The sequence below is a fragment of the Pseudonocardia sp. P-1 genome, assembly GCF_058111925.1.
Genome location: NZ_CM176614.1, coordinates 2232602 through 2255583, shown reverse-complemented (window position 1 = coordinate 2255583; position 22982 = coordinate 2232602). Strand labels below are relative to the sequence as shown.

Genomic DNA, 22982 nt, shown 5'->3' with positions numbered 1-22982 from the left:
CGTGTCGACAACCGTCGGGCAACCACGGATGCCTACCGTCGGGTACATGCCGGTGCCGTCGCCGAACCCCCGTGTGCGTGCTGCCGACGTACGCCGGCTCCGGGACCTGCTGCGCATCGCCGTGGCCGGGCGCGGGCGCCCCGGGGACCTGCTGCCCGGTGAGGACGAGCTGATGGTGCGCCACGGCGTGCCGCGCGCCGCCGTCCGGGCAGCGCTGGGGCTGCTCCGCGAGGAGGGGCTGCTGCGACCCGGGCCGACCGCGCACCGGATCGTCGCCCGGCCGCACTACCCCGGACGGGCCGCGGTCACCGGTACGGGTACCCGGCTCCCGCGCTGGCTGGAACGCACCGGGATCGCCGCGCCCGACGTGCTCGCCGACTGGCTCGGCGTGCCGGTCGGGGCACCGTGCCTGCGCACCGAGTGTGTCTCGGCCACGGCCGGTGGCGGCGCGGTGCTGGAGACCCACTACGTGACGACCACGGCCGCGGCGCGGCTGCTCGCGGTGCCCGGGACCGGCCCCTTCGACCGGCAGCTGTGCGAGGCCGGGCTGCGCCCGGCGTCGGCGGGCACCCGCTCCGGGCCGGTGCCGGCCGACCCGGACTCCGCGGCGCTGCTCGGTGTCGCCGCCGGCACGCCGCTGCTGGGCGCCGAACGGACCCTGACCGGTGACGACGGCCGCGTCCTCGCGGTCAGCGTGCTGCGTGCCGACCCGGCCGGGTCGGTGCCCGCGGCCCGCGACGGCGCCGCGGCCGCTCAGCCCGACAGCAGCGCCCGCACCGCGTCGAGCGAGTCGGCCTCGGCCGGGGTCTTGTCCGGGCGGTAGCGCAGCACCCGGGCGAAGCGCAGCGCGACCCCGCCCGGGTAGCGGGTGCTGCGCTGCGCGCCGTCGAGCGCGATCTCGACGACGAGCTCGGGCCGCAGGTGCACCACGCCCGGCTCGCGCGCCGTCTCGTACTCCGGGAAGGTCGCGGTCTGCCAGGCCAGCAGCTCGTCGGTCATCCCCTTGAACGTCTTGCCGACCATCACCGGCTCCCCGCCGTCCGGGTCGCGGGCGCCGAGGTGGATGTTCGACAGCGACCCGGTCCGCCGCCCGTAGCCCCACTCGGCGCCCAGCACCACCAGGTCCAGTGTGTGCACCGGCTTCACCTTCTGCCATGCCCTGCCGCGCCGCCCGGCCGCGTACGGCGCGGCCAGGTCCTTCACGACGACGCCCTCGTGCCCCGCCGACAGCGCCTCGGACAGGACCGCGGCCGCCTGCTCCGGCGACGGCCGCCGCACCCCCGGCATCCGCAGCGCGGCGTGGGTGTCCGCGGCGAGCAGCCCGGCGAGCGCGTCGAGCCGGATCTCGGCGGGCTCGTCGACCAGGTCACGGCCGTCGAGGTGGAGCAGGTCGAAGAAGAACGGCGACAGCAGGACGTCCGGTACCCGCTCCTCGGTGCCGAACCGGCTCATCGTGTCCTGGAACGGGCGGGGGCGGCCGTCGTCGTCGAGGGCGAGGGTCTCGCCGTCGAGCACCGCGGTGTCGCACGGCATCCCCCGCACCAGCTCCACCAGCTCGGGCACGCGAGCGGTGATCTCGCGCAGCGTGCGTGTCCACACCCGCACCCGGTCGCCGCGGCGGTGCACCTGGATGCGGGCGCCGTCGAGCTTGTGCTCGACGGTGACGTCGGTGCCGAGCCCGGCCAGCGCGGCGTCGAGCGAGTCGCCGGGGGAGGCGAGCATCGGCCGGACCGGCCTGCCCACCTCCAGCCCGACCGCGGCGAGCGCGTCCTGCCCGCCGGTCAGCGCGGTGGCCGCGGTCTCCGGCAGCCGGCCGGACAGCATGAACGCGCGGCGCACCGCGGCCGCGGCCACCTCGGAGGCGGCGGCGACGGCGTCCACCATCAGCCCCTCCAGGGCGCCCTGGCGCAGCTCGCCGGTGAGCAGACGGTGCAGGAAGCGCTGCTCCTCGGTGGTCGCGGCGCCGTACAGCTCGGTGAGCAGCTCGCGGCGCCGGGCCGCCGAGCCGGTCCCCGCGGTGCCGGCCAGCTCGTCGAGCAGTGCGTCGACCTGCCCCACCGTCAGCGACGGCTCCGCCGCGGCCGGCACGTCGACGCCCGACAACGTCCGCCAGCCGGTCCCGATCCGGCCCTGCCGGGGCACCCCGGACAGCCAGGCGACGACCGGCACGACCTCGGCCGGCGCGGCGGTGCGCAGCAGCCCGGCGAGCGCGGCGGTCTTCTCCTTGCGCGCGCGGGTCGCCCCGACCGCGGCCGAGGTGGTGACGACGTCGGTGAACAGCACCGGGTCAGTGAAGCAGCGACCCCCGACACTTCGCGCGTCGTCGGATCAGGCGGTCCGCGCCGCCTGCGGTACCGGGACGGGGCGCGGGCCGGACGCGGCGGGCGGCAGGATCGCGCGGCGCCACAGCTCGGCGACCGGGACGACCCCGCGGCAGGTGCCGTCCGGGGCGACGACGACCAGGTCGTCGTAGCCGCGGGCCGGGTCGCCGGACAGACCGATCTCCATCGCGCGGTGCAGCGGGGTCCGCTCGTCGACGGTCCGCGGCGGGTCCGCCAGCTCGGCCGCCGGCTTCTCGGCCCACAGCGCGTACCCGAACCGGCCGGCCAGCTGGAGCAGGACGCGGCTGCGGTCGAGGTAGCCGACCGGCCGGTGCGCCCGGTCGACCAGGACGATCCCGCCCGAGTCGGGACGGGCGCGCAACGCCTCGCGTGCGGTGTCGCCGACGGCGTCGTCGGGCAGGGTCACGGCCGGCACGGCGAGCCCGCGCACCGGGGGACCGGCCGGGACGGGCACCGGGGTGGCGGCCGGCTCCGGCGTCCCGACGCGCTCCGGCGCCGGGTGGCCGGGCCCAGGACGCCCCGGGACGGGACGGACGGCGGCGGCCCGGCCGGCGGCGGGCTGTGGCATCGCGCTCAGCAGGCCGAGCAGCTCCGCGCGGGTCGCCGGGTCGGCCTCGGGCGCGGCGCGCGTCCCACCCAGCAACGGGCCCTGGGCGAACGCGATCCCGATCGCGAACAGCCCCGTCAGCCGGGCCGCGTCGCGGACCCCGGTCGCGGCGACCGGCGCCCCGACCGCGCGGGACACCTCGACCACGGCACGGACGGCGGCACCGGTCCCCGTGTCGAGCATTCCGTCGCAGAGGTCCGGCTCGAGCTTCACCACATCCGGCCGAACGGCGGCCACGAGCTCCGGACCGAACGCGCGCCCGGCCCCGTCGAGACCGATCCGGAACCCCCAGCGCCGCAGCTCGGCCAGTGCCAGGACGAGGTGCTCCGCCGGTGCGGCCGCGGCGATCGGCGGGCCGACCTCCAGCAGGGGAGCGACCGGGTCGGAGGTGCCGCCGAGCATGGCGCGCAGCCGGCCGCGGGCGTGGAGGACGGTGTCCGCGGCGACGTCGACCTGCACCGGGACGGCGGCACCCCAGGACCGGGCGGACGCGACCGCGGAGACCGCGGTGCCCGCGTCGAGCTCGGCGATCCGGCGGGCGTCCCAGCCGCGGTCGCGGGCCGCGACGGCCACCGCGTCGTGGTGCAGTCGCGGCACGACCTCGACCCCGGTGCAGCGACCGGAGCGCAGATCGTGCACAGGGACGTACGCGAAGCGCTGGTCGGGCATCGGAGGGATCCGTTCGGGTGACGGTGATCGACTGACGCACACACGGTGTCACGTCGATGTGGACCGAACGGGGACGCGGAGGTGAACAGCGGATGGACTGACCCGGTGCGCCCGGCCGGTGACCGGGCGCAGCCGGGATCAGGAGCGCTTCTCGCCGCGGGTCATCGCCAGCACGTCCAGGGCACGGTCCAGCTCGTCCTCGGTGAGCGTCCCGTTCGCCACGTGCCCGCGCTCGATCACGACCTCGCGGATCGTCCTCCGCTCCTTCAGTGCCTGCTTCGCGACGGCCGCCGCCTCCTCGTAGCCGATCCTCGAGTTCAGCGGGGTGACGATCGACGGGGACGACTCGGCGTACTCGCGGGTGCGCTCGAGGTCGGCCTCCATGCCGTCGACGACCTTGTCGGCGAGCAGCCGGGCGGCGTTCGCGATCAGCCGGGCGGACTCCAGGACGTTGCGCGCCATCACCGGCATCATCACGTTCAGCTCCAGGTTGCCCTGGCTGCCGGAGAACCCCACCGTCGCGTCATTGCCCATGACCTGCGCGCAGACCATCATCGTGGCCTCGCAGATCACCGGGTTGACCTTGCCCGGCATGATCGAGCTGCCCGGCTGCAGGTCCGGCAGGTGGATCTCGGCCAGCCCGGTGCGCGGCCCGGACGACAGCCAGCGCAGATCGTTGGCGATCTTGTAGAGCGACACGGCGACGGTGCGCAGCGCGCCGGAGGCCTCGACCAGGCCGTCGCGGGAGCCCTGGGCCTCGATGTGGTCGGTGGCCTCGGTGAGCTGCTCCAGGCCGGTCGCCTCGCGCAGCTTCGCGACCACGGCGGCGCCGAACCCGTCCGGGGCGTTCAGTCCGGTGCCGACCGCGGTCCCGCCGATCGGCAGGACGGCGAGGCGGGGGAGCGCGTCGCGGACGCGGTCGGCGCCGTAGCCGGCCTGGCTGGCCCAGCCGCCGGCCTCCTGGCCGAGGGTGATCGGGACGGCGTCCATGAGGTGGGTGCGGCCGGCCTTCACGACCTCCGACCAGTCCGCCGCACGCCGGCGCAGCGCGGCCTCGAGGTGCTGCAGCGCCGGGACCACCTCGGTCGCCAGCGCCTCGGTGGCGGCGAGGTGGATGGTCGTCGGGAAGACGTCGTTCGACGACTGCGAGGCGTTGACGTGGTCGTTCGGGTGCACGTCGGTGCCGGCCCGGGCGGCCAGCGAGGCGATCACCTCGTTGGCGTTCATGTTCGACGACGTGCCCGAGCCCGTCTGGAAGACGTCGACCGGGAAGTGGTCGTCGTGCCCGCCCGCGGCCACCTCGTCGGCGGCCGCGGCGATCGCGCGGGCCCGGTCGTCGTCCAGTACGCCCAGCTCACCGTTCACCCGGGCCGCGGCCGCCTTGACCAGGCCGAGTGCGCGGATCTGGGCGCGCTCCAGGCCGCGGCCGGAGATCGGGAAGTTCTCCACCGCGCGCTGGGTCTGGGCCCGCCACAGCGCGTCGGCGGGGACCCGGACCTCGCCCATGGTGTCGTGCTCGATGCGGAAGTCCTCGCTCATGGGCTGAGGTCTACTCCTCCGCGACCCGTCCCGCAGTGTTAAGTGAGCCTAACCTCACGGCAGCGGCGGGGCCTCGCCCTCGACGCCGTCGAAGTCGACGGAGGAGAACTCGCGCAGCTTGGTGAGACGGTGGTAGCCGTCGATCAGCCGGACGGTGCCGGACTTGGACCGCATCACGATCGACTGGGTGGTCGCCCCGCCACCCCGGTAGTGGACGCCGCGCAGCAGGGGGCCGTCGGTGATGCCGGTGGCGCAGAAGAAGACGTTCTCGCCGCGCACGAGCTCGGCGGTGGTCAGGACCTTGTCGAGGTCGTGGCCCGCGGCGAGGGCCTTCTCGCGCTCGGCAGCGTCCTTGGGCCACAGCCGGCCCTGGATCTCGCCGCCCATGCACTTCAGCGCGGCCGCGGTGATGATCCCCTCCGGGGTGCCGCCGACGCCGTAGAGCATGTCCACGCCCGAGCTGGGACGCGCGGCGGCGATGGCACCGGCGACGTCGCCGTCGGAGATGAAGGCGATGCGGGCACCGGCCGCGCGGATCTCGGTGACGATCTGCTCGTGGCGGGGGCGGTCGAGCACGCAGACGGTGACGTCGGCGACGTCGATCTCCTTGGCTCGCGCGACCCGGCGGATGTTCTCCGCGACCGGTGCGGTGATGTCGATGGCGTCCGCGGCCTCCGGCCCGACCGCGATCTTCTCCATGTAGAAGACGGCGGACGGGTCGAACATGGCGTCCCGCTCGGCGACGGCGAGCACCGCGAGGGCGTTGGGCATGCCCTTGGCCATCAGCGTGGTGCCGTCGATGGGGTCGACGGCGACGTCGCAGAACGGGCCCTCGCCGTTCCCGACCTCCTCGCCGTTGAACAGCATCGGGGCCTCGTCCTTCTCGCCCTCGCCGATGACGACGACGCCGCGCATCGACACCGAGGAGATGAGCTGGCGCATGGCGTCGACGGCGGCACCGTCCCCGCCGTTCTTGTCGCCCTTGCCGACCCAGCGGCCCGCGGCCATCGCGGCGGCCTCGGTGACCCGGACCAGCTCCATCGCCAGGTTGCGGTCGGGCGCCTCACGACGGCGGGGGGTGGCGGGACTGGCGGGCTGGCTCACGGATACGTCTCCATTCACGGGCGGCGTGCTCGTCGGCGACGTCCCCTCGTCCGGGTTCCCACGGGCGTACGGGGAGGCGCCCGGCGATCCTCGCACGCCCGACGTCGGGGGAGCAGCGATGAGCGACCGACGCCATGCCTGGGACGATGGACACGTGAGCGCACGACCTGACCCGGGAACGCCGTCGCCGGACTCCTCGGAGCCCGCCGGGCCCCCGGCTGTCCCGGACCCGGCCGACACCTCCGGTACCGCCGGGGCCGCCGAACGGGCCACGGCCGGTGGCACCGGCCCGGACCCGGTTCCGGCTGCGGACCCGGCCGCCGCGCCCGAGGGTGCGGCCCGGTCCGGGAGGCCGCAGCCGCCGCCGGTGACCCGCCGGATCCCCGAGGCGGGTCCGCAGGCGATGCACAAGCCCGGCCGTGGCGACACGTCGGTGCGCGACCTGATCTGGGCCTGCCTGATCCTCGTCCCGGTCGCCCTGCTGATCTTCTCGGTCGGCGGGTCCTGCTCGTTCTCGCCCGGCGCCCCGGCCGAGGACGCCGCGTCGGCCCCCACCGTCGACGCCCCGGCCCGGATCGCCGAGTACGCCCGTGGCTCGGCCTTCCCGCTGCGGCTGCCGGACGTCCCGTTCCGGGTCAACTCCACCGACCGCGGCCCGGTGGAGGGCGGCGGCACCGCCGTGCGCATCGGCTTCGTCACCCCCGACGCGGACTTCCTGAGCCTGGTCCAGACCGACGGCTCGGTCGAGGGTGTCCTCGCCACCGAGTCCGGTTCCGCGGGACGCGGCGACGGCCCGCCGACGATGCGCGGCACCGTGCAGGCGGGCGGCCTGACCTGGGAGGTCTACGGCGCCGAGGGCGGCGAGCCCTTCCGGATCGCGACGCTGCCCGGACGGCCAGAGGTCCGCGTCCTGGTGACGGGCTCCGCGTCGGACGCGCAGTTCCGCACCCTCGCCGACGCCCTCGTGGCGGCACCTCCGGTCGCGCCCGCAGGATCCTGATCCGTCTCGGTGACGCTGACGCGGCACCGGCGGGACGCGCGGGGCGAACCCGGCTCCGGACGGTCGCGACCTGCCTCAGCGGCCGAGAACGGTGTCGAGCCAGTCGAACGTGCGCTGGTGGAACAGCAAGAGCGCCCCCTCGTGGCAGTGCTCCCCGCCTCCCTCGTCCTCGCGGAACGCGATCAGCTCCTTGACCGAGGTGAGCTCGTCGTGCACGCGTTGCGGCTGTCCCCGGAAGAACTGGTCGTTCTCCGCCTCCAGCACCAGCGTCGGGCACGTGATGAGCCCGGTGACCCCGTTCATCGTGTAGGGCCTGGCCGCGTCGAGGAGCTCGTCGAAGTCGCGTACGCCGAAGGTCCACAGCCCGTTGAGCACGGCCCAGCGCGCACCCGTGTCCCGGGCCATCAGGGCGTCCAGCCCGCCGGGGGTCGCTGCAGCGCGGTCACCGATTGCGGCGACGACCGGCCGGAAGTCGTGGACGCCGTCGTACAGCACCGCGGCGGCCGGCCGTGGCTCGAAGGCGGCGGCCCTGGCGGCCAGGTACCCGCCCAGGCTCATGCCGATCAGGGTGAGGCGCTCCGGGTCGACCTCGGGCTGGGCGAGGGCGAGGTCGACGGCCGGAGTGACGACGGCCTCCCAGTCCGGGCGGAAGTGCAGGCCCCGGTCCCGGAGGCTGCGGCCCTGACCCGGGCCGTCGAAGGCCAGGACGTCGTAGCCGCGCCGCAGTGCGCCGGCCGCGAGCGCGAAGTAGTCCTCCTCGAGGGTGGAGTCGTAGCCGCCGTGGAAGAGCACGGTGGACCGGCGGACCCCGGAGTCGTCGACCAGGAACAGGTAGCCCGGCAGCGACACGTCCTCGTAGGGGATCTCGACGGCCCGGACCGGGGTGTCGAAGAGGGTGACCGCGTCGGCGAACGTCTGCTGCGACGAGGTGGCGAGCCGGGCGGACTCCGTGTCCTGCGCGGGGTTCTCGCGCCGGTAGAAGTCAGCGGTCCGGTAGTAGTTCGACGCACGCAGCAGGGCCTCCCGGGCGCTCACCGGGTGACCGGCCGCCTGCGCGTCGCGACCGATGAGCTCGACCTGCGCCGCGGTCGCGGCCCATCGCGTCGACCAGGCGTCATGGTCGCCCTCCGGGATGTCCCGGCAGGTCACCAGGACCTCGCCGAGGTCGGCGCCGGCGTAGGCCGCGTAGCCGGCCGCGCGCAGCGCCTCGAAGGAGAAGGACTCGTCGTCGAAGAGGAACTTCATCGCCACCTCCGGTGTCCAATGGAACGAAACGGTATCGTTCCGTTGGAACGGTAGGCAGGACCGGGGACGATGTCCAGGGGTGGGTGCGGGCGCGTGGCCGCCGGGCACACGACGTGGCCCGGCGTGCCGGGTCCCGGATCGTCGCCCGGCTCGACGGACGGGGCCGTGGTCGTCGCCGCGGGTGGCCTGCCGGCGCCGGCATCCCGACCGTGTGCCGGCGGGACGGCGTCAGGAGTCGGGGTCGCGTTCCGCCTCGGCCAGCTTCTCCTCGATGCGGGTGCGGGCGCCGGCGAGCTGGGCGTCGCAGCGCTTGGCCAGGGCCTCGCCGCGCTCCCACAGTGCGACGGACTCGTCCAGGCCGAGGCCGCCGACCTCCAGCGCGCGCACGACCTCCACGAGCTCGTCGCGGGCCTTCTCGTAGCCCAGGGTCTCCACTGCCGGTCGGTCGCTCATCAGGTCTCCGGGTCGGTGGTGGTGGTCACGGTGGCGGCGACGGCGCCGTCGGCGACCCGGATCCGCAGGCCGGTGCCGGCGGGCGCGTCGGCGACCGACCGCAGCAGCGGGGGCACGTCGTCGTCGGTGCGGTCGGCGAGCTGCACGATCGCGTAGCCGCGGGCCAGGGTCGCGGTCGGGCCGAGCGCGGCGAGCCGGGCACCCAGGTGCTCCAGCTCCGACGACGACCGGTCCAGCCGGCGCAGCACCGCGCGGTGGGCGGCGGCGCGGGCGTCGGCGATCTCGCCCTCCCGGGAGGTGACCATGCGCAGCGGGTCGGCCAGCACCGGCCGTCGTCGCAGGTCGTCGAGGCGGTGCTGCTCCCGGTCGACCCAGCCGTGCAGCGCGCGGCGGGCCCGGTCGCGCAGCCCGGAGATCCGCGCGGTCTCCTCGGCGAGGTCGGGCACCAGGCTGCGTCCGGCCTCGGTGGGGGTGGAACAGCGCACGTCGGCGACGTGGTCGACCAGCGGGGTGTCCGGCTCGTGCCCGATGGCCGACACGACCGGGGTCCGGCAGGCGGCGACGGCGCGGCACAGCGTCTCGTCGGAGAAGGGCAGCAGGTCCTCGACGCTGCCGCCACCGCGGGCGAGCACGATGACCTCGACGTCCGGGTCCCGGTCGAGGGCCCGCAGCGCGCCGACGACCTGCTCGACGGCGAGCCCGCCCTGCACCGCGACGTTCTCGATCCGGAACCGCACCGCGGGCCAGCGCGAGGTCGCGTTGCGGACGACGTCGTGCTCGGCCGCCGAGTCGCGCCCGGTGACCAGGCCGATGGTGTGCGGGAGCAGCGGCGGGCGCCGCTTGAGGGCCGGGTCGAACAACCCCTCGGCGGCGAGCAGCCTGCGCAGCCGCTCGATCCGGGCCAGCAGCTCGCCGAGCCCGACCGCGCGGATCCGGTCGACGCGCAGCGACAGCGTGCCGCGCCCCAGGTAGAACGACGGCTTGCCGTGCACGATCACCCGGCTGCCCTCGGTCACGGCGCCGCCGGCGTCGCGCACCAGCGACGACGGCGCCGTCAGCTGCAGGGAGATGTCCGCGGCCGGGTCACGCAGGGTCAGGAACGCGGTCCCGGAGCGGGCGTTGACCTGCGCGAGCTGGCCCTCGACCCACACCGCGCCGAGCCGGTCGACCCACTCGGCGATCTTGCGGGCGACCGTGCGGACCGGCCACGGGTCCTCCTCGGAGGTCGTGGCGCTCAACGGTTCTCGGACACCGTCGCGATCCGGTTCGTCAGCATCGTGACGTACGGCGGCCGGTTCTCGTGCGCGGTCTCCCAGGCGAGGAGGTCCGCGAGGTCGTCGAGGCTCAGCGTGCGGAGCTTGCCGCGCAGCTGGGGCACGGTCATCGTCGGGTACTCGGGCAGCACGGCGGGCGCGGTCGCACTCGCCTCGGCCCGGTTCGACGCCGACGCCGGACGCGGCGACGCGGGCGACCGGTCGATCGGGATGCCGGTGCGGGCGGGCCGCAGCGACGACACGGTGCCGTTGCGCCCGGCCGGGGGAGCGGCGGGCGGCAGCGGCGGGGCGATCGGCTCCGGGTCGGGCAGCGAGAGGTCGGCGCCGTCGGCCAGGTCGTCGTCGAAGGTCGCCCAGCTGGGGATGTCGTCGGCGGGACGCAGGGTGCCCAGCGCGCGGTCGCCCTTGATGGCCAGCTCGGTGATCCGCTGCTGGAGCCGCATGGACACCTGCAGCGCCTGGCTGACCGCGGTCACCGGCAGCTCGACGGCGTGCCGCGGCAGCTCTCGGGCCTGCTCGACGGCGGTCACGACGAGGCCGGCGGCGATCCGCACGGGGAACGGCAGCGGAGACATGCACGCCATTGTCCCCTGATCCGCGGCCGCCTGTCGCGCCGGGCGCGCCGGGAGCCGGTCGGGCCGGTCACGTACGGCTGCCCGCTCCCGGGCCGGTCCGTACCCTGGGGGCCATGTCCGGTTCTGCCAAGCAGGTCCTGCTCGCCAAGCCCCGCGGCTACTGCGCGGGCGTCGACCGTGCCGTCGAGGCGGTGGAGCAGGCGCTCGACCAGTACGGCGCCCCCGTGTACGTCCGCAAGGAGATCGTGCACAACAAGCACGTGGTGGAGACGCTGCGCGAGCGCGGTGCGATCTTCGTCGACGAGGCGTCGGAGGTTCCGGAGGGCGCGCACGTGGTGTTCTCCGCGCACGGCGTCTCGCCCGCGGTCCGCGACGAGGCCGCGGGCCGGAACCTGCAGACCATCGACGCGACCTGCCCGCTGGTGACCAAGGTCCACCAGGAGGCGAAGCGGTTCGCCCGCGAGGACTACGACATCCTGCTCGTCGGGCACGCCGGGCACGAGGAGGTCGAGGGGACCTCCGGTGAGGCGCCCGAGCACATCCAGCTCGTCGAATCCGCCGCCGACGTCGACTCCGTGACCGTCCGCGACCCGGAGCGGGTCGTGTGGCTGTCGCAGACCACGCTGAGCGTCGACGAGACGATGGACACCGTCCGTGCGCTGCGCGAGCGGTTCCCGAAGCTGCAGAACCCGCCGTCGGACGACATCTGCTACGCCACGCAGAACCGCCAGGTCGCGGTGAAGACGATGGCGCCGCGCTGCGACCTGGTGCTGGTCGTCGGGTCGCGGAACTCGTCGAACTCGGTGCGCCTGGTCGAGGTCGCGCTGGGCGCCGGGGCCGGTGCCTCGTACCTGATCGACTACGCCCGCGAGATCGACGAGTCCTGGCTCGACGGCGTCACGACGGTCGGGATCACCAGCGGTGCGTCGGTCCCGGAGATCCTGGTGCAGGGTGTCGTCGAGTACCTCGCCGAGCGCGGCTTCGGCTCGGTCGAGGAGGTCGACACCGCCGAGGAGACGCTGACCTTCTCGCTGCCCCGCGAGCTGCGCCCGCCGCGCGGCCGGTCGCTGGGCCTGACCCCGGTGAACTGACCCGCGGCACACACGACGGAGGCCCCGGACCGAACCGGTCCGGGGCCTCACGTGTGTACGGGGCGGGGATCAGCCCGCGGCGCGGTCCGCCTGGACCTGCTTCGCCGACACGACCTGCACCTGGTCGCCGATCTGCAGGGTGTCGAACCAGAGCTTCGCGTTCTCCGGGGTGAGCCGGACGCAGCCCGCCGACGGGGTGTCGGTGCGGCCCTCGTGGAAGGCGATGCCGCCGTCCTGGAAGAACACCGCCCACGGCATCGGGGCGGGCTCGCCGTTGGTCATCGTGTACTCGCCGCTCTTGTGCAGCTGCTCCTTGCGGTAGACCCGCAGGGAGTGGCCGACCGGGGTCTCCTTGCCCGGGCCGCCGATGGCGACCGGGACGGGCCCGTGGGTGATCTTCCCGTCGGTGAACAGCCAGGAGCGCTGGGTGTCGAGGTCGACGCAGGCGCGGGCCGTGACGGTGCACGGGGTGCCCGCGACGAGCGGCTGGTCACGGAAGGCCTGCGCGGCCGGGGTCCCGGCGATCGCGGTGCCGACGCCGATCAGCGCGACGGCCGCGGCGACCAGCGCGACGACGATCGCGGGTCGCGTCCTGCGGGGGCTGCGGGTGGTCGACATGGCTCTCCAGTGGATCCGGCGTGCGTCGGGGAGCGGCGGGGTCACGCCGTGCCCCCGGATGGGAAGACGCTCGGGAGGGCAGTGGGTTGCTCCCATTGTCCGATCCGTCGTCACCCGGGCGGTCTGCGGGGTACGTTCCGGCCGTCCACCTGGGCGGATGCGTCCGGACGACCGTGGCTGCGCCGGGTGGCGGTCAGCGGGTGTCGCGGCGTGTCCGGCCGGTCGCGCCGCGTGTCGATCCGCGGGAGGGCTCGGAGCGGGACGGGTCGGTGCGTGAGGACCCGGCGCGCGAGGAGCCGGGCCGCGCGGCCCCGACCGACCGTGCGACGGATCCGGTGCGCGAGACCCCGGTGCCGGTGGACCCGGTACGGCCGGTGGACCCGGTGCGGGCCGTGTCGCGGCGCGCGGAACCGGTCGGTGCCGACCCGGTGGCCGACCCGGCGCGGGCGGTGCCCGTCGTGCGGGACCGGGACGCGGTCCCCGTGGTCGCGCCGCCCGCGCCGCGCGGAGCCCGGGACCGCCCACCGGGGCCGTCGGGGTCGTACCCGCCCGGGTCGCGGCCCAGGCGCTGCCGCAGCCGGCCGACGGAGTCGTCCGGGCCGAGGCGCTGGCGCAGCACGCGCAGACCGGCGACGAGCAGGACGACCAGCGTGGTCACCGCCATCGCCGGGAACGCGTTGATCAGCGGGGCGCCCGCCATGAGCAGGCTCTGCGCCGTGCCGCCGCCGGACGGGGCGCCGATCAGCACCGCGACCAGCGGTACGACGACGGCGAGCAGCAGCGGCGGCTGCACGGCCGGCAGGAACAGCCCGCGCCGGCGGACCCAGGACACCGCGAGCACGCAGCCGAGCAGGTAGCAGACCTCGAACACCCGGCCGACCGTGCCGATCCGCAGCAGGTCCACCAGGACGCCGAGGGCGGTGGTGCCGACGGCCAGACCGGTGGCCGCGAGCGGCGGGACACCGAGGACCGGGGGGAGCAGGGACCGCTCACGCACCGGCCAGCCACCGCGCGCGGGGGCTGGGCCCCGGCCGGGCCGGCGGGCCGAGCTCGATCGGGCCGTGGTCACCCGGTCAGCCTAACCCCTCCCGCCACGGTGTCCCGGTCGCCTCGTCGCGTGCCGTGTCGCCGTCGCCGAACGTGCCCGGATGTGCGCCGTCGGGTCGGCCACCGCCGGATCGGGTGCCGTCCGGCCGGTGGTGGTCGGGCCGCCCGAGGTCCTCGAGGGACACCAGCGAGTCCCCGGCGGAGGCGACCAGCTCGGGCGCGGAGACGCCGCGCGGGGTCCGGTCGACCGTCGCGGGCGTCCCCAGCTCGGTGTCGGACACCTGCAGCTCGGTGAACTTGCGGGCGCTCACCAGGACCCGCGCCTCCAGCGAGGAGACGGTCCGGTTGTAGCTGTCCACCACCGCGTCCAGGCTGCGGCCGAGCTTCGCGACGTGCGTGCCCATCGTCGCGAGGCGCCCGTGCAGCTCGCGCCCGAGCCGGTGCACCTGGGCGGCGTTGCGCGCCAGGGCCTCCTGCTTCCAGCCGTAGGCGACGGTGCGCAGCAGCGCGACGAGGGTGGTCGGCGTCGAGAGCACGACGTTGCGGCCGAAGGCGTACTCCAGCAGCCCCGGGTCCGAGCGCAGCGCCGCCTCCAGGAACGGGTCGCCCGGCACGAACAGCACCACGAACTCCGGTGTCGGCTCGAACGACTCCCAGTAGGCCTTGGCCGAGAGCTGGTCCACGTGCGTGCGCAGCTGCCGGGCGTGCGCCGCGAGCCGTTCGGTGCGCACGTCCGGGTCCGAGGCCTCGACCGCCTGCAGGTAGGCCGCGAACGGCACCTTCGCGTCGACGACGACCTGCTTGCCGCCCGCGAGCCGGACCAGCATGTCCGGGCGGACCCCGCCGTCCTCCCCGGCGGCGGACACCTGGGTGGAGAAGTCGCAGTGCTCGAGCATCCCGGCCATCTCCGCGACCCGCTGCAGCTGCATCTCGCCCCACCGGCCCCGCACCTGCGGCGCCCGCAGCGCGTTGACCAGTGCCTTCGTCTCGGTGCCGAGCTTGTCCGAGCTCGCCGCCATCGCCCTGACCTGCTCGCGGAGCCCGGCGTAGGCGGACTCGCGCTCCTTCTCCACCGTCCGCAGCTGCCCCTCGACCCGGCCCAGCGCCGCCGAGACCGGGTCGAGCAGCTGCTCGACGGCCTTCGCGCGGGCGGCCTGGTCGCCGTCGGCCTTCGCCGCGAGCGCGGCGGTCGCCTCCTTGAGCCTGCTCTCCGCCAGCGCCACGAAAGCCTCGTTGTTGCGGGCCAGCGCGTCCTGCGACAGCGCGGCGAAGGAGTCCTTCAGCTCGGCCTCGCGGCGCACCCTCGCGGCCTCGGCCCCGGCCCGGGCCTCCCGCTCGGCGCGCAGCGCGGCGGTGGCTCCCGCGGCGTCGGACTCGGCCCGCCGGGCGCGGACCGTCGCGTCGTCGAGGGACTCGTGCAGCTCCTCGACCCGTTCGAGCAGCGCGGCGCGCTCGGCGCGCAGGCCCGCCGCGTCGGCCCGGGTGGTGGCGGCGGTGTTCGCGGCGGCCCGGGCCGCCTCGGCCGCCTCGGCCCGGAACCGGGCGGCGGCCACCGACCAGACCACGGCGGCGGCGACCGCCGCACCGAGCAGCGATCCGAGGAGCAGGCTGAGGACGTCCACCCCCGCAGCGTGCACCGCACCCCCGACAGTTCCGCGCCGCCGCAGCTCAGCGGCGTGTCCGGAGCCGGGTGTCCCGCACGGGCACGCACGGGGGACGGCCGGCGGCCGGCCGGGTTGCCCCGGCGAGGCGGATGCCACGCCGGGCGAACCGGTTCGCGATGCACACGTCTTCCCCGGTGTCGGACCTTCGGGGGGCCGACGGTCCGGGCCGGGGGGCCCGGGCGCACCGCGAGAGTGAGAGAGGTACCTGTGAAGACCACCCGACTCGCCCGCACCATCGGCCGTACGGCCGCCACGACCACCGCCGCCCTGGCGGTCGCCGCCGCGGCCGTGCTCGTCCCGGCCGGGGTCGCCTCGGCCGCACCCGCGACGCCGGCGGGGGACCCGGCGCCCAGTGCCTGCCGCCCGGCGAACCAGCAGGCGACCGTCCACCCGGCCCCGGGCAGCGCCGGACACCGTCACTACACGGTCGTGCTCAGCGCGGCCCCCGGCACGTCGCCGTGCCTGCTGTCCGGATCGCCGTCGGACCTGGTGTTCAGCCTGAACGGCTCGCCGCGCGCCTCCGAGGTCGCGGTGCCCTACGGCGACCAGACCCGCGCCGTCGAGTTCGGGCCGGGCGAGCCCGTGCGGTTCGACGTGCAGGTCCGCGACTCCGCCGGGCCCGCCCGGGCGAACGAGCTGCAGTTCTCGCTGCACGGTCCCGGCGGTGACGTCCCGGGCGGCTTCCTGGCCCGGGGGCCGATCGGCGTCGACGCCGGCATCCAGGTCGGCCCGGTCACCGAGCGCTGACCCGGGGCGCCGCCCCGGACCACCGGCCACGCGGCGGCCGCGGTGCGCGATCCGCGGCCGCCGCGGCGGTCTCAGACCGCCTCGTGCTCCAGCAGCCACCGCTTCACGGCCAGGCCGTAGCGGAACCCGCCCAGGCTCCCGTCGGTGCGCAGCACCCGGTGGCACGGGACGAACAGCGCCGCCGCGTTGAACGCGCAGGCGCCCGCCGCGGCCCGCACCGCCGCGGGGCGGCCGGTCTTCTCGGCGTAGCCGGTGTAGGTGACCGGTGCCCCCGCGGGGACGGTCCGCAGCACGTCCCACGCCAGCTCCCGGTAGGGGCCGGACCGCTGGCGGACGGGCACGTCGTCGATCACCGACAGGTCGCCGCCGTGGTAGCGGTCGACCGCCTCGCCGACCGCACCGAGGTCGCCCTCGACCACGGTCGCCGGGGCCAGCGAGCGGTGCACCAGGGCGAGCAGCTCGTCGACCGAGGTGGTCCAGCCGGAGGCGAGGACGTGTCCGTCGTCGTCGACGACGGCGGTGAACGGCCCGGCCGGGGTGTCCCGTGTGGACCAGGTTGCCGTGCTCATGCGCTCCTCCGAGGAGTGGTGGTGGCGGCGGACGTCGCGGCCCGCCAGAGATGGGTGGCGGCGTAGGACCGCCAGGGGGCCCAGGCGTGGGCGCGCGCGGTGAGCGCCGCCTCGTCGCCGGGCAGTCCGAGCGCCTCGGCCCCGCGGCGCACCGCGAGGTCGGAGGCGAGCAGCTCGTCGGGATCGCCCAGGACGCGCATGGCCAGGTAGCCGGCGCTCCACGGACCGATCCCGGGCAGCGCGCACAGCTCGGCGCGCAGCCCGTCCGGGTCGCGCCCGGGGTCGAGGGCGAGGGTGCCGTCGGCGAGCGCGGCGCACAGCCCCCGCAGCGACGACGCCCGCCGCGCCGGCCCCGCGATCTCGGCGTCGACGAGGGTCCCCGGCTCGGGGAACAGCAGGTGCGGCCCGTCGTCGTCGCGCAGCTCGGCGGGCAGCGGCGTCCCGTGCACCGCCGCGAGACGAGCCGCGGCGGTACGGGCCGCGGCGACCGACACCTGCTGGCCCAGCACCGTGCGCACCGCCGTCTCGGCCGGGTCGACGGTGCCCGCCAGCCGGATCCCGGGCGTCGCGGCGACCAGCGGGCGAGAGCGTCGTCGGCGCCCAGCACGGCGTCGACGGCGAGCGGGTCGGCGTCGAGGTCGAGCAGCCGGCGCAGCCGGGACACCGCGGGCCCGACGTCCCGCGGGTCGGACGCCCGCAGCGTCGCCACCACGGCCCCGGCCCGCGCGGTCAGGTCCAGCGCGACGACGGCCGGTCCGTGCGGCAGCCGCAGCGTGCGCCGGTACGTGCCGCCGGTGACGGCCTCGACGCCGTCGACGGCGCGGGCCGCGAGGTGGTCGAGCAGGCCGTGCGGGTCGAACGGGGACCGGTAGGGCAGGCGCAGGACCAGCGCCCCCGGCGGGCCGGGCTCACGGGTCCGCGACCGGCGGGCGGCCTCGGCGCGCAGCTGCGAGGGCGGGACGCCGTAGACGGTGCGGACAGTGTCGTTGAACTGGCGGACGCTGCCGAACCCGGCGGCGAACGCGACGTCGGCCAGCCCGAGCGGGGTGGTCTCGACCAGGATGCGGGCGGTGTGCGCGCGCTGCGCGCGGGCCAGGGCCAGCGGCCCGGCGCCCACCTCGGAGGTGAGGATCCGGCCGAGCTGACGGGGCGAGTAGCCCAGCCGCGACGCGAGCCCGGGGACCCCGTCGCGCTCGACGACGCCGTCGGCGATCAGGCGCATGGCCCGCCCGGCGGCGTCCGCGCGCAGGTTCCACTCCGGCGAGCCGGGGACGGCGTCGGGCAGGCACCGCCGGCAGGCGCGGTAGCCCGCGGTCTGCGCGGCGGCCGCGGTCCGCAGGAACTCGACGTTGCGCGAGCGCGGAGGCGGCACCGGGCAGGACGGGCGGCAGTAGATGCCGGTGGTGCGCACGGCCGTGACGAACTGGCCGTCGAACCGCGCGTCCTTGGCGGCGACGGCGCGGTAACAGGAGTCGTGGTCGAGCAGCACGGCACCGACGATGCCACTGGGCGGCCGTCGTCACTGGCGGGAATCGGTCACCGGTGTCCGGGGTCCGGTCTACGGGCAGAGCGCGCCCGACACCCATCCCTGCTCGCAGGCGAAGCGGACCTCCTCCTCGCGCGAGGCGTCCCGGTCGGGGACCCCCGACGGGCGCTCACGGGTCCGCTCCGGGGTGGCGCGCGGCGGGTCGGCCGGGGCCGGGGTCGCGACGACGGCGGGCTCCACCCGTTCGGGGGCCGCCGTCTCCCGCTCCCGGGTGACGCCGCCGGTGTCGTCGCGCACGACGGGTGCGCTCGCGCCCGACGGTGCCGGGGCCGGGACGAGCGGCGGGGGAGCGGGTGCCGGCGGGGCGGGTGCGACCGGCGGTGCCGGGGGCAGTGCGGGCTCCTCCCGGCCGGCCGCGGTCAGCGACACCGCGGACACGGTCCCGGCGGTGGTCAGGACCGCGACCCCCGCGGTCAGCAGGGCGTGCATTCCGGGCAGGCGCACGACGTCCCCCTCGGTCTCGGTCGTCGAAGCTCGGCCCGGACGGAGGTGGTGCGCGGCCGTCCGGGTGATGGGAGCGGGTCGACGATGGCTCTACGTCACCTGTGCGTCGTGCGACGGAGTATGCCTTACGCCCGAAGGAGCAATGTCGGCGACCGACGGTGATCTTCCGCGGTGGGTGTCGTGTCCTGGCCCCGGGGTGGGTACGGGATCATGGTCGTCGGCACGGACGAACTGGAGGCGATCATCGCGACCGAGGCCGTCGAGACCGGCCCCGGGCCCCGTCGCGCCGGGCGGGCGACCGCGGCCCGCACCCGCATCGTCGGGTGGGTCCTGCTGCTCGTGCTGGCGTCGCTGGGCGTCGTCACGCTGCTGACCTGGATGCTGCTGATCGACGAGACCGACCGCCGGATCGACGACGCGCTGAACTCCGAGATCGCCGAGTTCGCCCGCGTCACCGAGACCGGCGTCAACCCGACGACCGGCCAGCCGTACTCCTCGGTCGACGAGATCCTGCGGTCGGTGATCGCCGCCAACGTCGCGCGGCCGAACGAGAAGTTCCTCGGCTACCTCGACGGGCGCTTCCGCTGGGAGTCCCGGCGGACCAGCCCGCGGGTGCTGCTGCGCGAGGACCCGGCGTTCGCCGCGCTGGTCGCGGACGTCCGCCGTCCCACCCGCGGCTCCTACCTCAGCTCGGCGGGCGAGGTGCGCTGGTCGGCACTGCCGGTCGGGATCGCCGGCGACCCACAGCGCGGCGTCATCGTGATCGGCTACTTCACCGAGCGCGAGCACGGCTTCGCCCACGAGGCCGCGCGGCTGATGGGGCTGGTCGGGTTCGGGACGGCGCTGCTGTCGGCGGTCGGGGCGTGGCTGGTGGCCGGGCGCATCCTGCGGCCGCTGCGCGACGTCGCCGCGACGGCCCGCACCATCACCGGGCGGGACCTGTCGCGCAGGGTGCCGCAGCGGGCCCGGGCCCGCGACGAGATCGCCGAGCTGGCCACCACGCTGAACGCGATGCTCGACCGGGTGCAGAGCGGGATGGTGTCCCAGCGGCGGTTCGTCGACGACGCCGGGCACGAGCTGCGCACCCCGATCACCATCGTCCGGGGGCACCTCGGGGTGCTCGACCCGCGCGACCCCGACGACGTCGCCGAGACCGTCGCCCTGGTCGACGACGAGCTGGAGCGCATGAACCGGCTGGTGTCGGAGATGCTCGCGCTGACCCGGGCCGAGCAGCCGTCGCTGCTGCGGACCGAGACCGTCGACGTCGGCGTGCTGACCCGGGAGCTGTTCGAGAAGCTGACCGGCCTCGCCGACCGGGACTGGCGGCTGGAGTCGGTGGCCGCGGTGCGGTGCCGGCTGGACCCGCAGCGGATCACCCAGGCCGTCGTCGCGCTGGCCGACAACGCGACCCGGTTCACCGGTGACGGCGACCGGATCGCGCTCGGCTCGGAGGCGGTCGACGGGCGGGTGCGGATCTGGGTGGCCGACTCCGGACCGGGCGTCGCACCGGAGGACCGGCACCGGGTGTTCCGGCGCTTCGCGCGCGGCGACGACGCGCCCCGCTCCGACGGCGCCGGGCTCGGGCTGTCCATCGTCGAGGCCATCGCGACGACACACGGCGGCCGCGTGCTGCTCGAGAGCACACCCGGGCACGGGGCGACCTTCACGCTGGACCTGCCGAGGAGCGAGACGTGAGCAGCCGGATCCTGGTGGCCGAGGACGAGCCGCGCATCGCGTCGTTCGTGAAGAAGGGCCTGGTCGGGGCCGGGTTCGAGGTCACGGTCGTCGCCGACGGGGCCGGTGTGCACGACCACGCCGTGACCGGTGGGTTCGACCTGCTGGTGCTCGACATCGGGTTGCCGGGGATGGACGGCTTCGAGGTCCTGCGCCGGCTGCGGGCGGCGGGCAGCGCCGTCCCGGTGATCATCCTGACCGCGCGCGACAGCGTGCACGACACCGTCGCCGGGCTGACCGGCGGCGCCGACGACTACATGGCCAAGCCGTTCCGGTTCGAGGAGCTGGTGGCCCGGATCCGGCTGCGGCTGGAGCGCGCCCGTCCCGTCCCGGACCCGGACGTGCTGACCTTCCACGGGCTCGAGCTCGACCCCCGTACCCGGCACGTGAGCGTGCACGGCCGCACCGTCGAGCTGTCGACGCGCGAGTGCGCGCTGGCCGAGACGTTCCTGCGTCACCCGGGCCAGGTGCTGTCCCGCGACCAGCTGCTCCGGCTGGTGTGGGGGCCCGCCGAGTCGGGGGCGTCGTCCAACGTCGTGGACGTCTACGTCCGCTACCTGCGCCGCAAGCTCGGCGCCGGCTGGATCGCGACCGTGCGCGGCGCGGGCTACCGGCTCGAACCGGGCTGAGCAGGGCCGACTACCCTGGTCGTCCGTGTCCCTCACCCTCGGCATCGTCGGCCTGCCCAACGTCGGCAAGTCGACCCTGTTCAACGCGCTGACCCGCAACGACGTGCTGGCCGCGAACTACCCGTTCGCGACGATCGAGCCCAACGTCGGCGTCGTCCCGCTCCCCGACGCGCGCCTGGGGACGCTGGCCGAGATCTTCTCGTCGGAGAAGATCATCCCGGCGTCGGTGTCCTTCGTCGACATCGCCGGCATCGTCAAGGGCGCGTCCGAGGGCGCAGGCCTGGGCAACAAGTTCCTCGCGAACATCCGTGAGTCCGACGCGATCTGCCAGGTCGTGCGCGTCTTCGACGACCCGGACGTGGTGCACGTCGACGGCCGCATCGACGCCGCGAGCGACATCGAGACGATCGCGACCGAGCTGGTCCTGGCCGACCTGCAGACGCTGGAGAAGGCGATCCCGCGCCTGGAGAAGGAAGCCCGCACCCAGAAGGACCGCAAGCCGGTCCTGGACGTCGCGCACGCCGCCGTCGCGATCCTCAACGAGGGCCGGACGCTGTTCCAGGCCGACGCCGACACCGAGCTGCTGCGCGAGCTGACCCTGCTCACCACGAAGCCGTTCCTCTACGTCTTCAACGCCGACGAGGCCGTCCTCACCGACGACGCCCGGCGCACGGAGCTCACCGAGCTCGTCGCCCCCGCCCAGGCGGTCTTCCTCGACGCCAAGGTCGAGGCCGAGCTGCTGGAGCTCGACGACTCCTCCGCCGCCGAGCTGCTGGAGTCCATCGGGCAGGACGAGCCGGGCCTGGCCCAGCTCGCCCGGGCCGGGTTCTCCACCCTCGGGCTGCAGACCTACCTGACCGCCGGGCCCAAGGAGTCGCGCGCCTGGACCATCCCGCAGGGCGCCACCGCGCCGCAGGCGGCCGGGGTCATCCACACCGACTTCGAGCGGGGCTTCATCAAGGCCGAGATCGTCTCCTTCGACGACCTGGTCGCCGCGGGGTCGATGAACGCCGCGAAGGCCGCGGGCAAGGTGCGGATGGAGGGGAAGGACTACGTCATGCACGACGGCGACGTGGTCGAGTTCCGCTTCAACGTCTGACCCGCGGCGGCCCCGCCCGTCGTCCCTCATCAGAAGGGGTGACGATCCGGCGTACACGCTGACCGTCGTCGCGCCACCCACGACACTGTGGGCCGGCCCCGGGGGGCGGGGCCGGCGTGACCGGCTGGGGGGGACGACGATGGGCATGGGCCGCTTCGCCGTGGCGGCCGTCGTCGCCGCCGTGTTCGCCACCAGCGCGTGCGCCGCCGCGTCCGGCGCCGAGCGGGCCACCACCCCGGAGCCCGCGGCCGCCTCGGTGTCCGCGTCGTTCGCACCCGCCACCGGTGTGCTGCCCCGGGCCGGGACGGGCTCGTCCGTGCCGGGTGCGGCGGCGGACGGCGCGATCGTCGCGGCCCGCCGGGCCATGGACCGGGCCGCGGCCGCCGAGGCGCGGGCGGCGGAGGAGGGCCGGGCGGCGACGTCCGGCGACGACTGCGCGGCACGGGCGATGGCGGCCGGCCGGTTCGACCCGTCGTGCTCGGCCTACCAGGGGTACCTCGACCCGGGCACGTCCGCGGGCCGGGCGCCGACCAGCGGCGAGACCCAGATGCAGTACCTGTGCGAGCGGGGCCTGGCGCCCCGGGGCGACTGCTGACCGTCGCGGCACGGACGGCGCCGGTCGTCCGCGGCTACCCTGGCGGAGCGTGAACCTCCTCCAGCGCATGGCCCGGGTCGTCAACACCGTCGTCACGCCGCTCGCGCGCTCCGGCCGCCTCGGTGCGATGACGGAGATCAGCTACGCCGGCCGCCGCTCCGGCACCGAGTTCCGGCTCCCCGTGGCCTTCCGGCCCGAGGGCGACGGTGGCGTCATCCGCGTCGAGCTGCCGGACCGCAAGAACTGGTGGCGCAACTTCACCGGCGAGGGCGCGCCGCTGCGGGTCCGGGTCGACGGTGCGGAACGGCCGGGCCACGGTGTGGCGGTGCGGGACGGACGGCAGGTCCGGGTGGACGTCCGGTTCGACGGGACCCGCTGACGGTCGCTCTTC

At 75.6% G+C, this 22982-nt stretch carries 22 protein-coding genes and 1 pseudogene; 9 read left to right on the top strand and 14 right to left on the bottom strand.

Translation table 11 applies throughout. The features are described from left to right. Positions 1-46: 46 nt before the first annotated feature. Positions 47-823 (top strand): UTRA domain-containing protein, encoded by a 777-nt coding sequence (locus AC0GKK_RS10840; protein ID WP_346108045.1) that lies wholly within the window; start codon positions 47-49, stop codon positions 821-823. Here AC0GKK_RS10840 and AC0GKK_RS10835 read toward each other — a convergent pair. The 4 genes from AC0GKK_RS10835 to glpX form a co-directional block, all read right to left on the bottom strand. Beyond that, complete coding sequence (locus tag AC0GKK_RS10835) at positions 754-2283, bottom strand: ATP-dependent DNA ligase (protein WP_489883730.1); 1530 nt, start codon at positions 2281-2283, stop codon at positions 754-756. The genes AC0GKK_RS10840 and AC0GKK_RS10835 overlap by 70 nt on opposite strands. 45 nt (positions 2284-2328) lie before the next feature. Then, positions 2329-3618, bottom strand: coding sequence for an EAL domain-containing protein (locus AC0GKK_RS10830; RefSeq protein WP_489883729.1), 1290 nt, complete (start codon positions 3616-3618; stop codon positions 2329-2331). Between the two features lie 138 nt (positions 3619-3756). After that, entirely contained in the window at positions 3757-5157 is a 1401-nt protein-coding gene (locus AC0GKK_RS10825; RefSeq protein ID WP_405419278.1) for a class II fumarate hydratase, read from the bottom strand. Between the two features lie 54 nt (positions 5158-5211). After that, a complete protein-coding gene (gene glpX / locus AC0GKK_RS10820; protein ID WP_489884008.1) occupies positions 5212-6198 on the bottom strand; it encodes a class II fructose-bisphosphatase in 987 nt (328 codons plus the stop codon). A gap of 217 nt (positions 6199-6415) precedes the next feature. Between glpX and AC0GKK_RS10815 the strand changes: the two genes are divergently transcribed. Further along, a complete protein-coding gene (locus AC0GKK_RS10815) occupies positions 6416-7261 on the top strand; it encodes a DUF4245 domain-containing protein (protein WP_489883728.1) in 846 nt (281 codons plus the stop codon). Between the two features lie 75 nt (positions 7262-7336). Here AC0GKK_RS10815 and AC0GKK_RS10810 read toward each other — a convergent pair whose 3' ends face one another. The 4 genes from AC0GKK_RS10810 to AC0GKK_RS10795 form a co-directional block, all read right to left on the bottom strand. Further along, positions 7337-8506, bottom strand: a complete 1170-nt coding sequence (locus AC0GKK_RS10810) for an alpha/beta hydrolase family protein (RefSeq protein ID WP_489883727.1) — start codon at positions 8504-8506, stop codon at positions 7337-7339. Between the two features lie 228 nt (positions 8507-8734). Then, the gene (locus AC0GKK_RS10805) at positions 8735-8959 is read right to left on the bottom strand and encodes an exodeoxyribonuclease VII small subunit (protein ID WP_178374371.1); all 225 of its coding nucleotides are present in this window, start codon (positions 8957-8959) and stop codon (positions 8735-8737) included. Next, complete coding sequence (gene xseA, locus AC0GKK_RS10800) at positions 8959-10197, bottom strand: exodeoxyribonuclease VII large subunit (RefSeq protein WP_489883726.1); 1239 nt, start codon at positions 10195-10197, stop codon at positions 8959-8961. Before xseA ends, AC0GKK_RS10805 begins: the two co-directional genes overlap by 1 nt. Next, positions 10194-10808 carry a lipid droplet-associated protein gene (locus tag AC0GKK_RS10795; protein WP_062400380.1) on the bottom strand — a complete coding sequence of 205 codons (615 nt, stop codon included), beginning with the start codon at positions 10806-10808 and terminating at the stop codon, positions 10194-10196. The genes xseA and AC0GKK_RS10795 overlap by 4 nt, the downstream gene beginning before the upstream one ends. A 113-nt stretch (positions 10809-10921) precedes the next feature. Between AC0GKK_RS10795 and AC0GKK_RS10790 the strand changes: the two genes are divergently transcribed. Beyond that, positions 10922-11899 carry a 4-hydroxy-3-methylbut-2-enyl diphosphate reductase gene (locus AC0GKK_RS10790; protein WP_208818834.1) on the top strand — a complete coding sequence of 326 codons (978 nt, stop codon included), beginning with the start codon at positions 10922-10924 and terminating at the stop codon, positions 11897-11899. Between the two features lie 69 nt (positions 11900-11968). Here the strand turns inward: AC0GKK_RS10790 and AC0GKK_RS10785 are convergent, their stop codons facing one another. The 3 genes from AC0GKK_RS10785 to AC0GKK_RS10775 all read right to left on the bottom strand — a co-directional run bounded on the left by AC0GKK_RS10785 (position 11969) and on the right by AC0GKK_RS10775 (position 15186). Next, entirely contained in the window at positions 11969-12517 is a 549-nt protein-coding gene (locus AC0GKK_RS10785; protein ID WP_062400384.1) for a L,D-transpeptidase, read from the bottom strand. Between the two features lie 193 nt (positions 12518-12710). Continuing rightward, positions 12711-13514, bottom strand: a complete 804-nt coding sequence (locus AC0GKK_RS10780; protein ID WP_489883725.1) for a DUF6542 domain-containing protein — start codon at positions 13512-13514, stop codon at positions 12711-12713. A 76-nt stretch (positions 13515-13590) separates the two neighbouring features. Continuing rightward, positions 13591-15186, bottom strand: coding sequence for a DNA recombination protein RmuC (locus AC0GKK_RS10775; RefSeq protein ID WP_489883724.1), 1596 nt, complete (start codon positions 15184-15186; stop codon positions 13591-13593). A gap of 249 nt (positions 15187-15435) precedes the next feature. On the opposite strand from AC0GKK_RS10775, the gene AC0GKK_RS10770 reads away from it, so the two are divergent. Further along, on the top strand, positions 15436-15975 hold the full coding sequence (locus tag AC0GKK_RS10770; protein ID WP_489883723.1) for a hypothetical protein: 540 nt from the start codon (positions 15436-15438) through the stop codon (positions 15973-15975). Between the two features lie 71 nt (positions 15976-16046). Here the strand turns inward: AC0GKK_RS10770 and AC0GKK_RS10765 are convergent, their stop codons facing one another. The 3 genes and pseudogenes from AC0GKK_RS10765 to AC0GKK_RS10755 all read right to left on the bottom strand — a co-directional run bounded on the left by AC0GKK_RS10765 (position 16047) and on the right by AC0GKK_RS10755 (position 18534). Then, positions 16047-16544: a methylated-DNA--[protein]-cysteine S-methyltransferase gene (locus AC0GKK_RS10765; protein WP_489883722.1), complete on the bottom strand. Its 498-nt coding sequence runs from the start codon at positions 16542-16544 to the stop codon at positions 16047-16049. Beyond that, positions 16541-18033 (bottom strand): annotated as a pseudogene (locus tag AC0GKK_RS10760) (DNA-3-methyladenine glycosylase 2 family protein). The gene AC0GKK_RS10765 and the pseudogene AC0GKK_RS10760 overlap by 4 nt, the downstream one beginning before the upstream one ends. Before the next feature lie 69 nt (positions 18034-18102). Then, on the bottom strand, positions 18103-18534 hold the full coding sequence (locus AC0GKK_RS10755) for a hypothetical protein (RefSeq protein ID WP_489883721.1): 432 nt from the start codon (positions 18532-18534) through the stop codon (positions 18103-18105). A gap of 210 nt (positions 18535-18744) precedes the next feature. Here AC0GKK_RS10755 and AC0GKK_RS10750 point away from each other — a divergent pair, with 210 nt between their 5' ends. The 5 genes from AC0GKK_RS10750 (at position 18745) to AC0GKK_RS10730 (ending at position 22970) form a co-directional block, all read left to right on the top strand. Continuing rightward, on the top strand, positions 18745-20229 hold the full coding sequence (locus AC0GKK_RS10750) for a sensor histidine kinase (protein WP_489883720.1): 1485 nt from the start codon (positions 18745-18747) through the stop codon (positions 20227-20229). Then, the gene (locus tag AC0GKK_RS10745) at positions 20226-20897 is read left to right on the top strand and encodes a response regulator transcription factor (protein ID WP_345640794.1); all 672 of its coding nucleotides are present in this window, start codon (positions 20226-20228) and stop codon (positions 20895-20897) included. Before AC0GKK_RS10750 ends, AC0GKK_RS10745 begins: the two co-directional genes overlap by 4 nt. Before the next feature lie 25 nt (positions 20898-20922). After that, positions 20923-21996 (top strand): redox-regulated ATPase YchF, encoded by a 1074-nt coding sequence (ychF, locus tag AC0GKK_RS10740; RefSeq protein WP_405419250.1) that lies wholly within the window; start codon positions 20923-20925, stop codon positions 21994-21996. 145 nt (positions 21997-22141) lie between these two features. Next, on the top strand, positions 22142-22591 hold the full coding sequence (locus AC0GKK_RS10735) for a hypothetical protein (RefSeq protein WP_476653888.1): 450 nt from the start codon (positions 22142-22144) through the stop codon (positions 22589-22591). A gap of 49 nt (positions 22592-22640) precedes the next feature. Continuing rightward, positions 22641-22970 carry a hypothetical protein gene (locus AC0GKK_RS10730; protein WP_489883719.1) on the top strand — a complete coding sequence of 110 codons (330 nt, stop codon included), beginning with the start codon at positions 22641-22643 and terminating at the stop codon, positions 22968-22970. Positions 22971-22982 lie beyond the last annotated feature (12 nt).

Excerpts from the sequence above, each read along its gene's own strand:
- AC0GKK_RS10790 (WP_208818834.1), top strand. The coding sequence starts at position 10,922 with ATGTCCGGTTCTGCCAAGCAGGTCCTGCTCGCCAAGCCCCGCGGCTAC.
- AC0GKK_RS10795 (WP_062400380.1), bottom strand. The coding sequence starts at position 10,808 with ATGTCTCCGCTGCCGTTCCCCGTGCGGATCGCCGCCGGCCTCGTCGTG.
- AC0GKK_RS10750 (WP_489883720.1), top strand. The coding sequence starts at position 18,745 with ATGGTCGTCGGCACGGACGAACTGGAGGCGATCATCGCGACCGAGGCC.
- AC0GKK_RS10840 (WP_346108045.1), top strand. The coding sequence starts at position 47 with ATGCCGGTGCCGTCGCCGAACCCCCGTGTGCGTGCTGCCGACGTACGC.
- AC0GKK_RS10825 (WP_405419278.1), bottom strand. The coding sequence starts at position 5,157 with ATGAGCGAGGACTTCCGCATCGAGCACGACACCATGGGCGAGGTCCGG.
- AC0GKK_RS10765 (WP_489883722.1), bottom strand. The coding sequence starts at position 16,544 with ATGAGCACGGCAACCTGGTCCACACGGGACACCCCGGCCGGGCCGTTC.
- AC0GKK_RS10735 (WP_476653888.1), top strand. The coding sequence starts at position 22,142 with ATGGGCCGCTTCGCCGTGGCGGCCGTCGTCGCCGCCGTGTTCGCCACC.
- AC0GKK_RS10830 (WP_489883729.1), bottom strand. The coding sequence starts at position 3,618 with ATGCCCGACCAGCGCTTCGCGTACGTCCCTGTGCACGATCTGCGCTCC.
- AC0GKK_RS10805 (WP_178374371.1), bottom strand. The coding sequence starts at position 8,959 with ATGAGCGACCGACCGGCAGTGGAGACCCTGGGCTACGAGAAGGCCCGC.
- AC0GKK_RS10785 (WP_062400384.1), bottom strand. The coding sequence starts at position 12,517 with ATGTCGACCACCCGCAGCCCCCGCAGGACGCGACCCGCGATCGTCGTC.
- glpX (WP_489884008.1), bottom strand. The coding sequence starts at position 6,198 with ATGGAGCTGGTCCGGGTCACCGAGGCCGCCGCGATGGCCGCGGGCCGC.
- AC0GKK_RS10810 (WP_489883727.1), bottom strand. The coding sequence starts at position 8,506 with ATGAAGTTCCTCTTCGACGACGAGTCCTTCTCCTTCGAGGCGCTGCGC.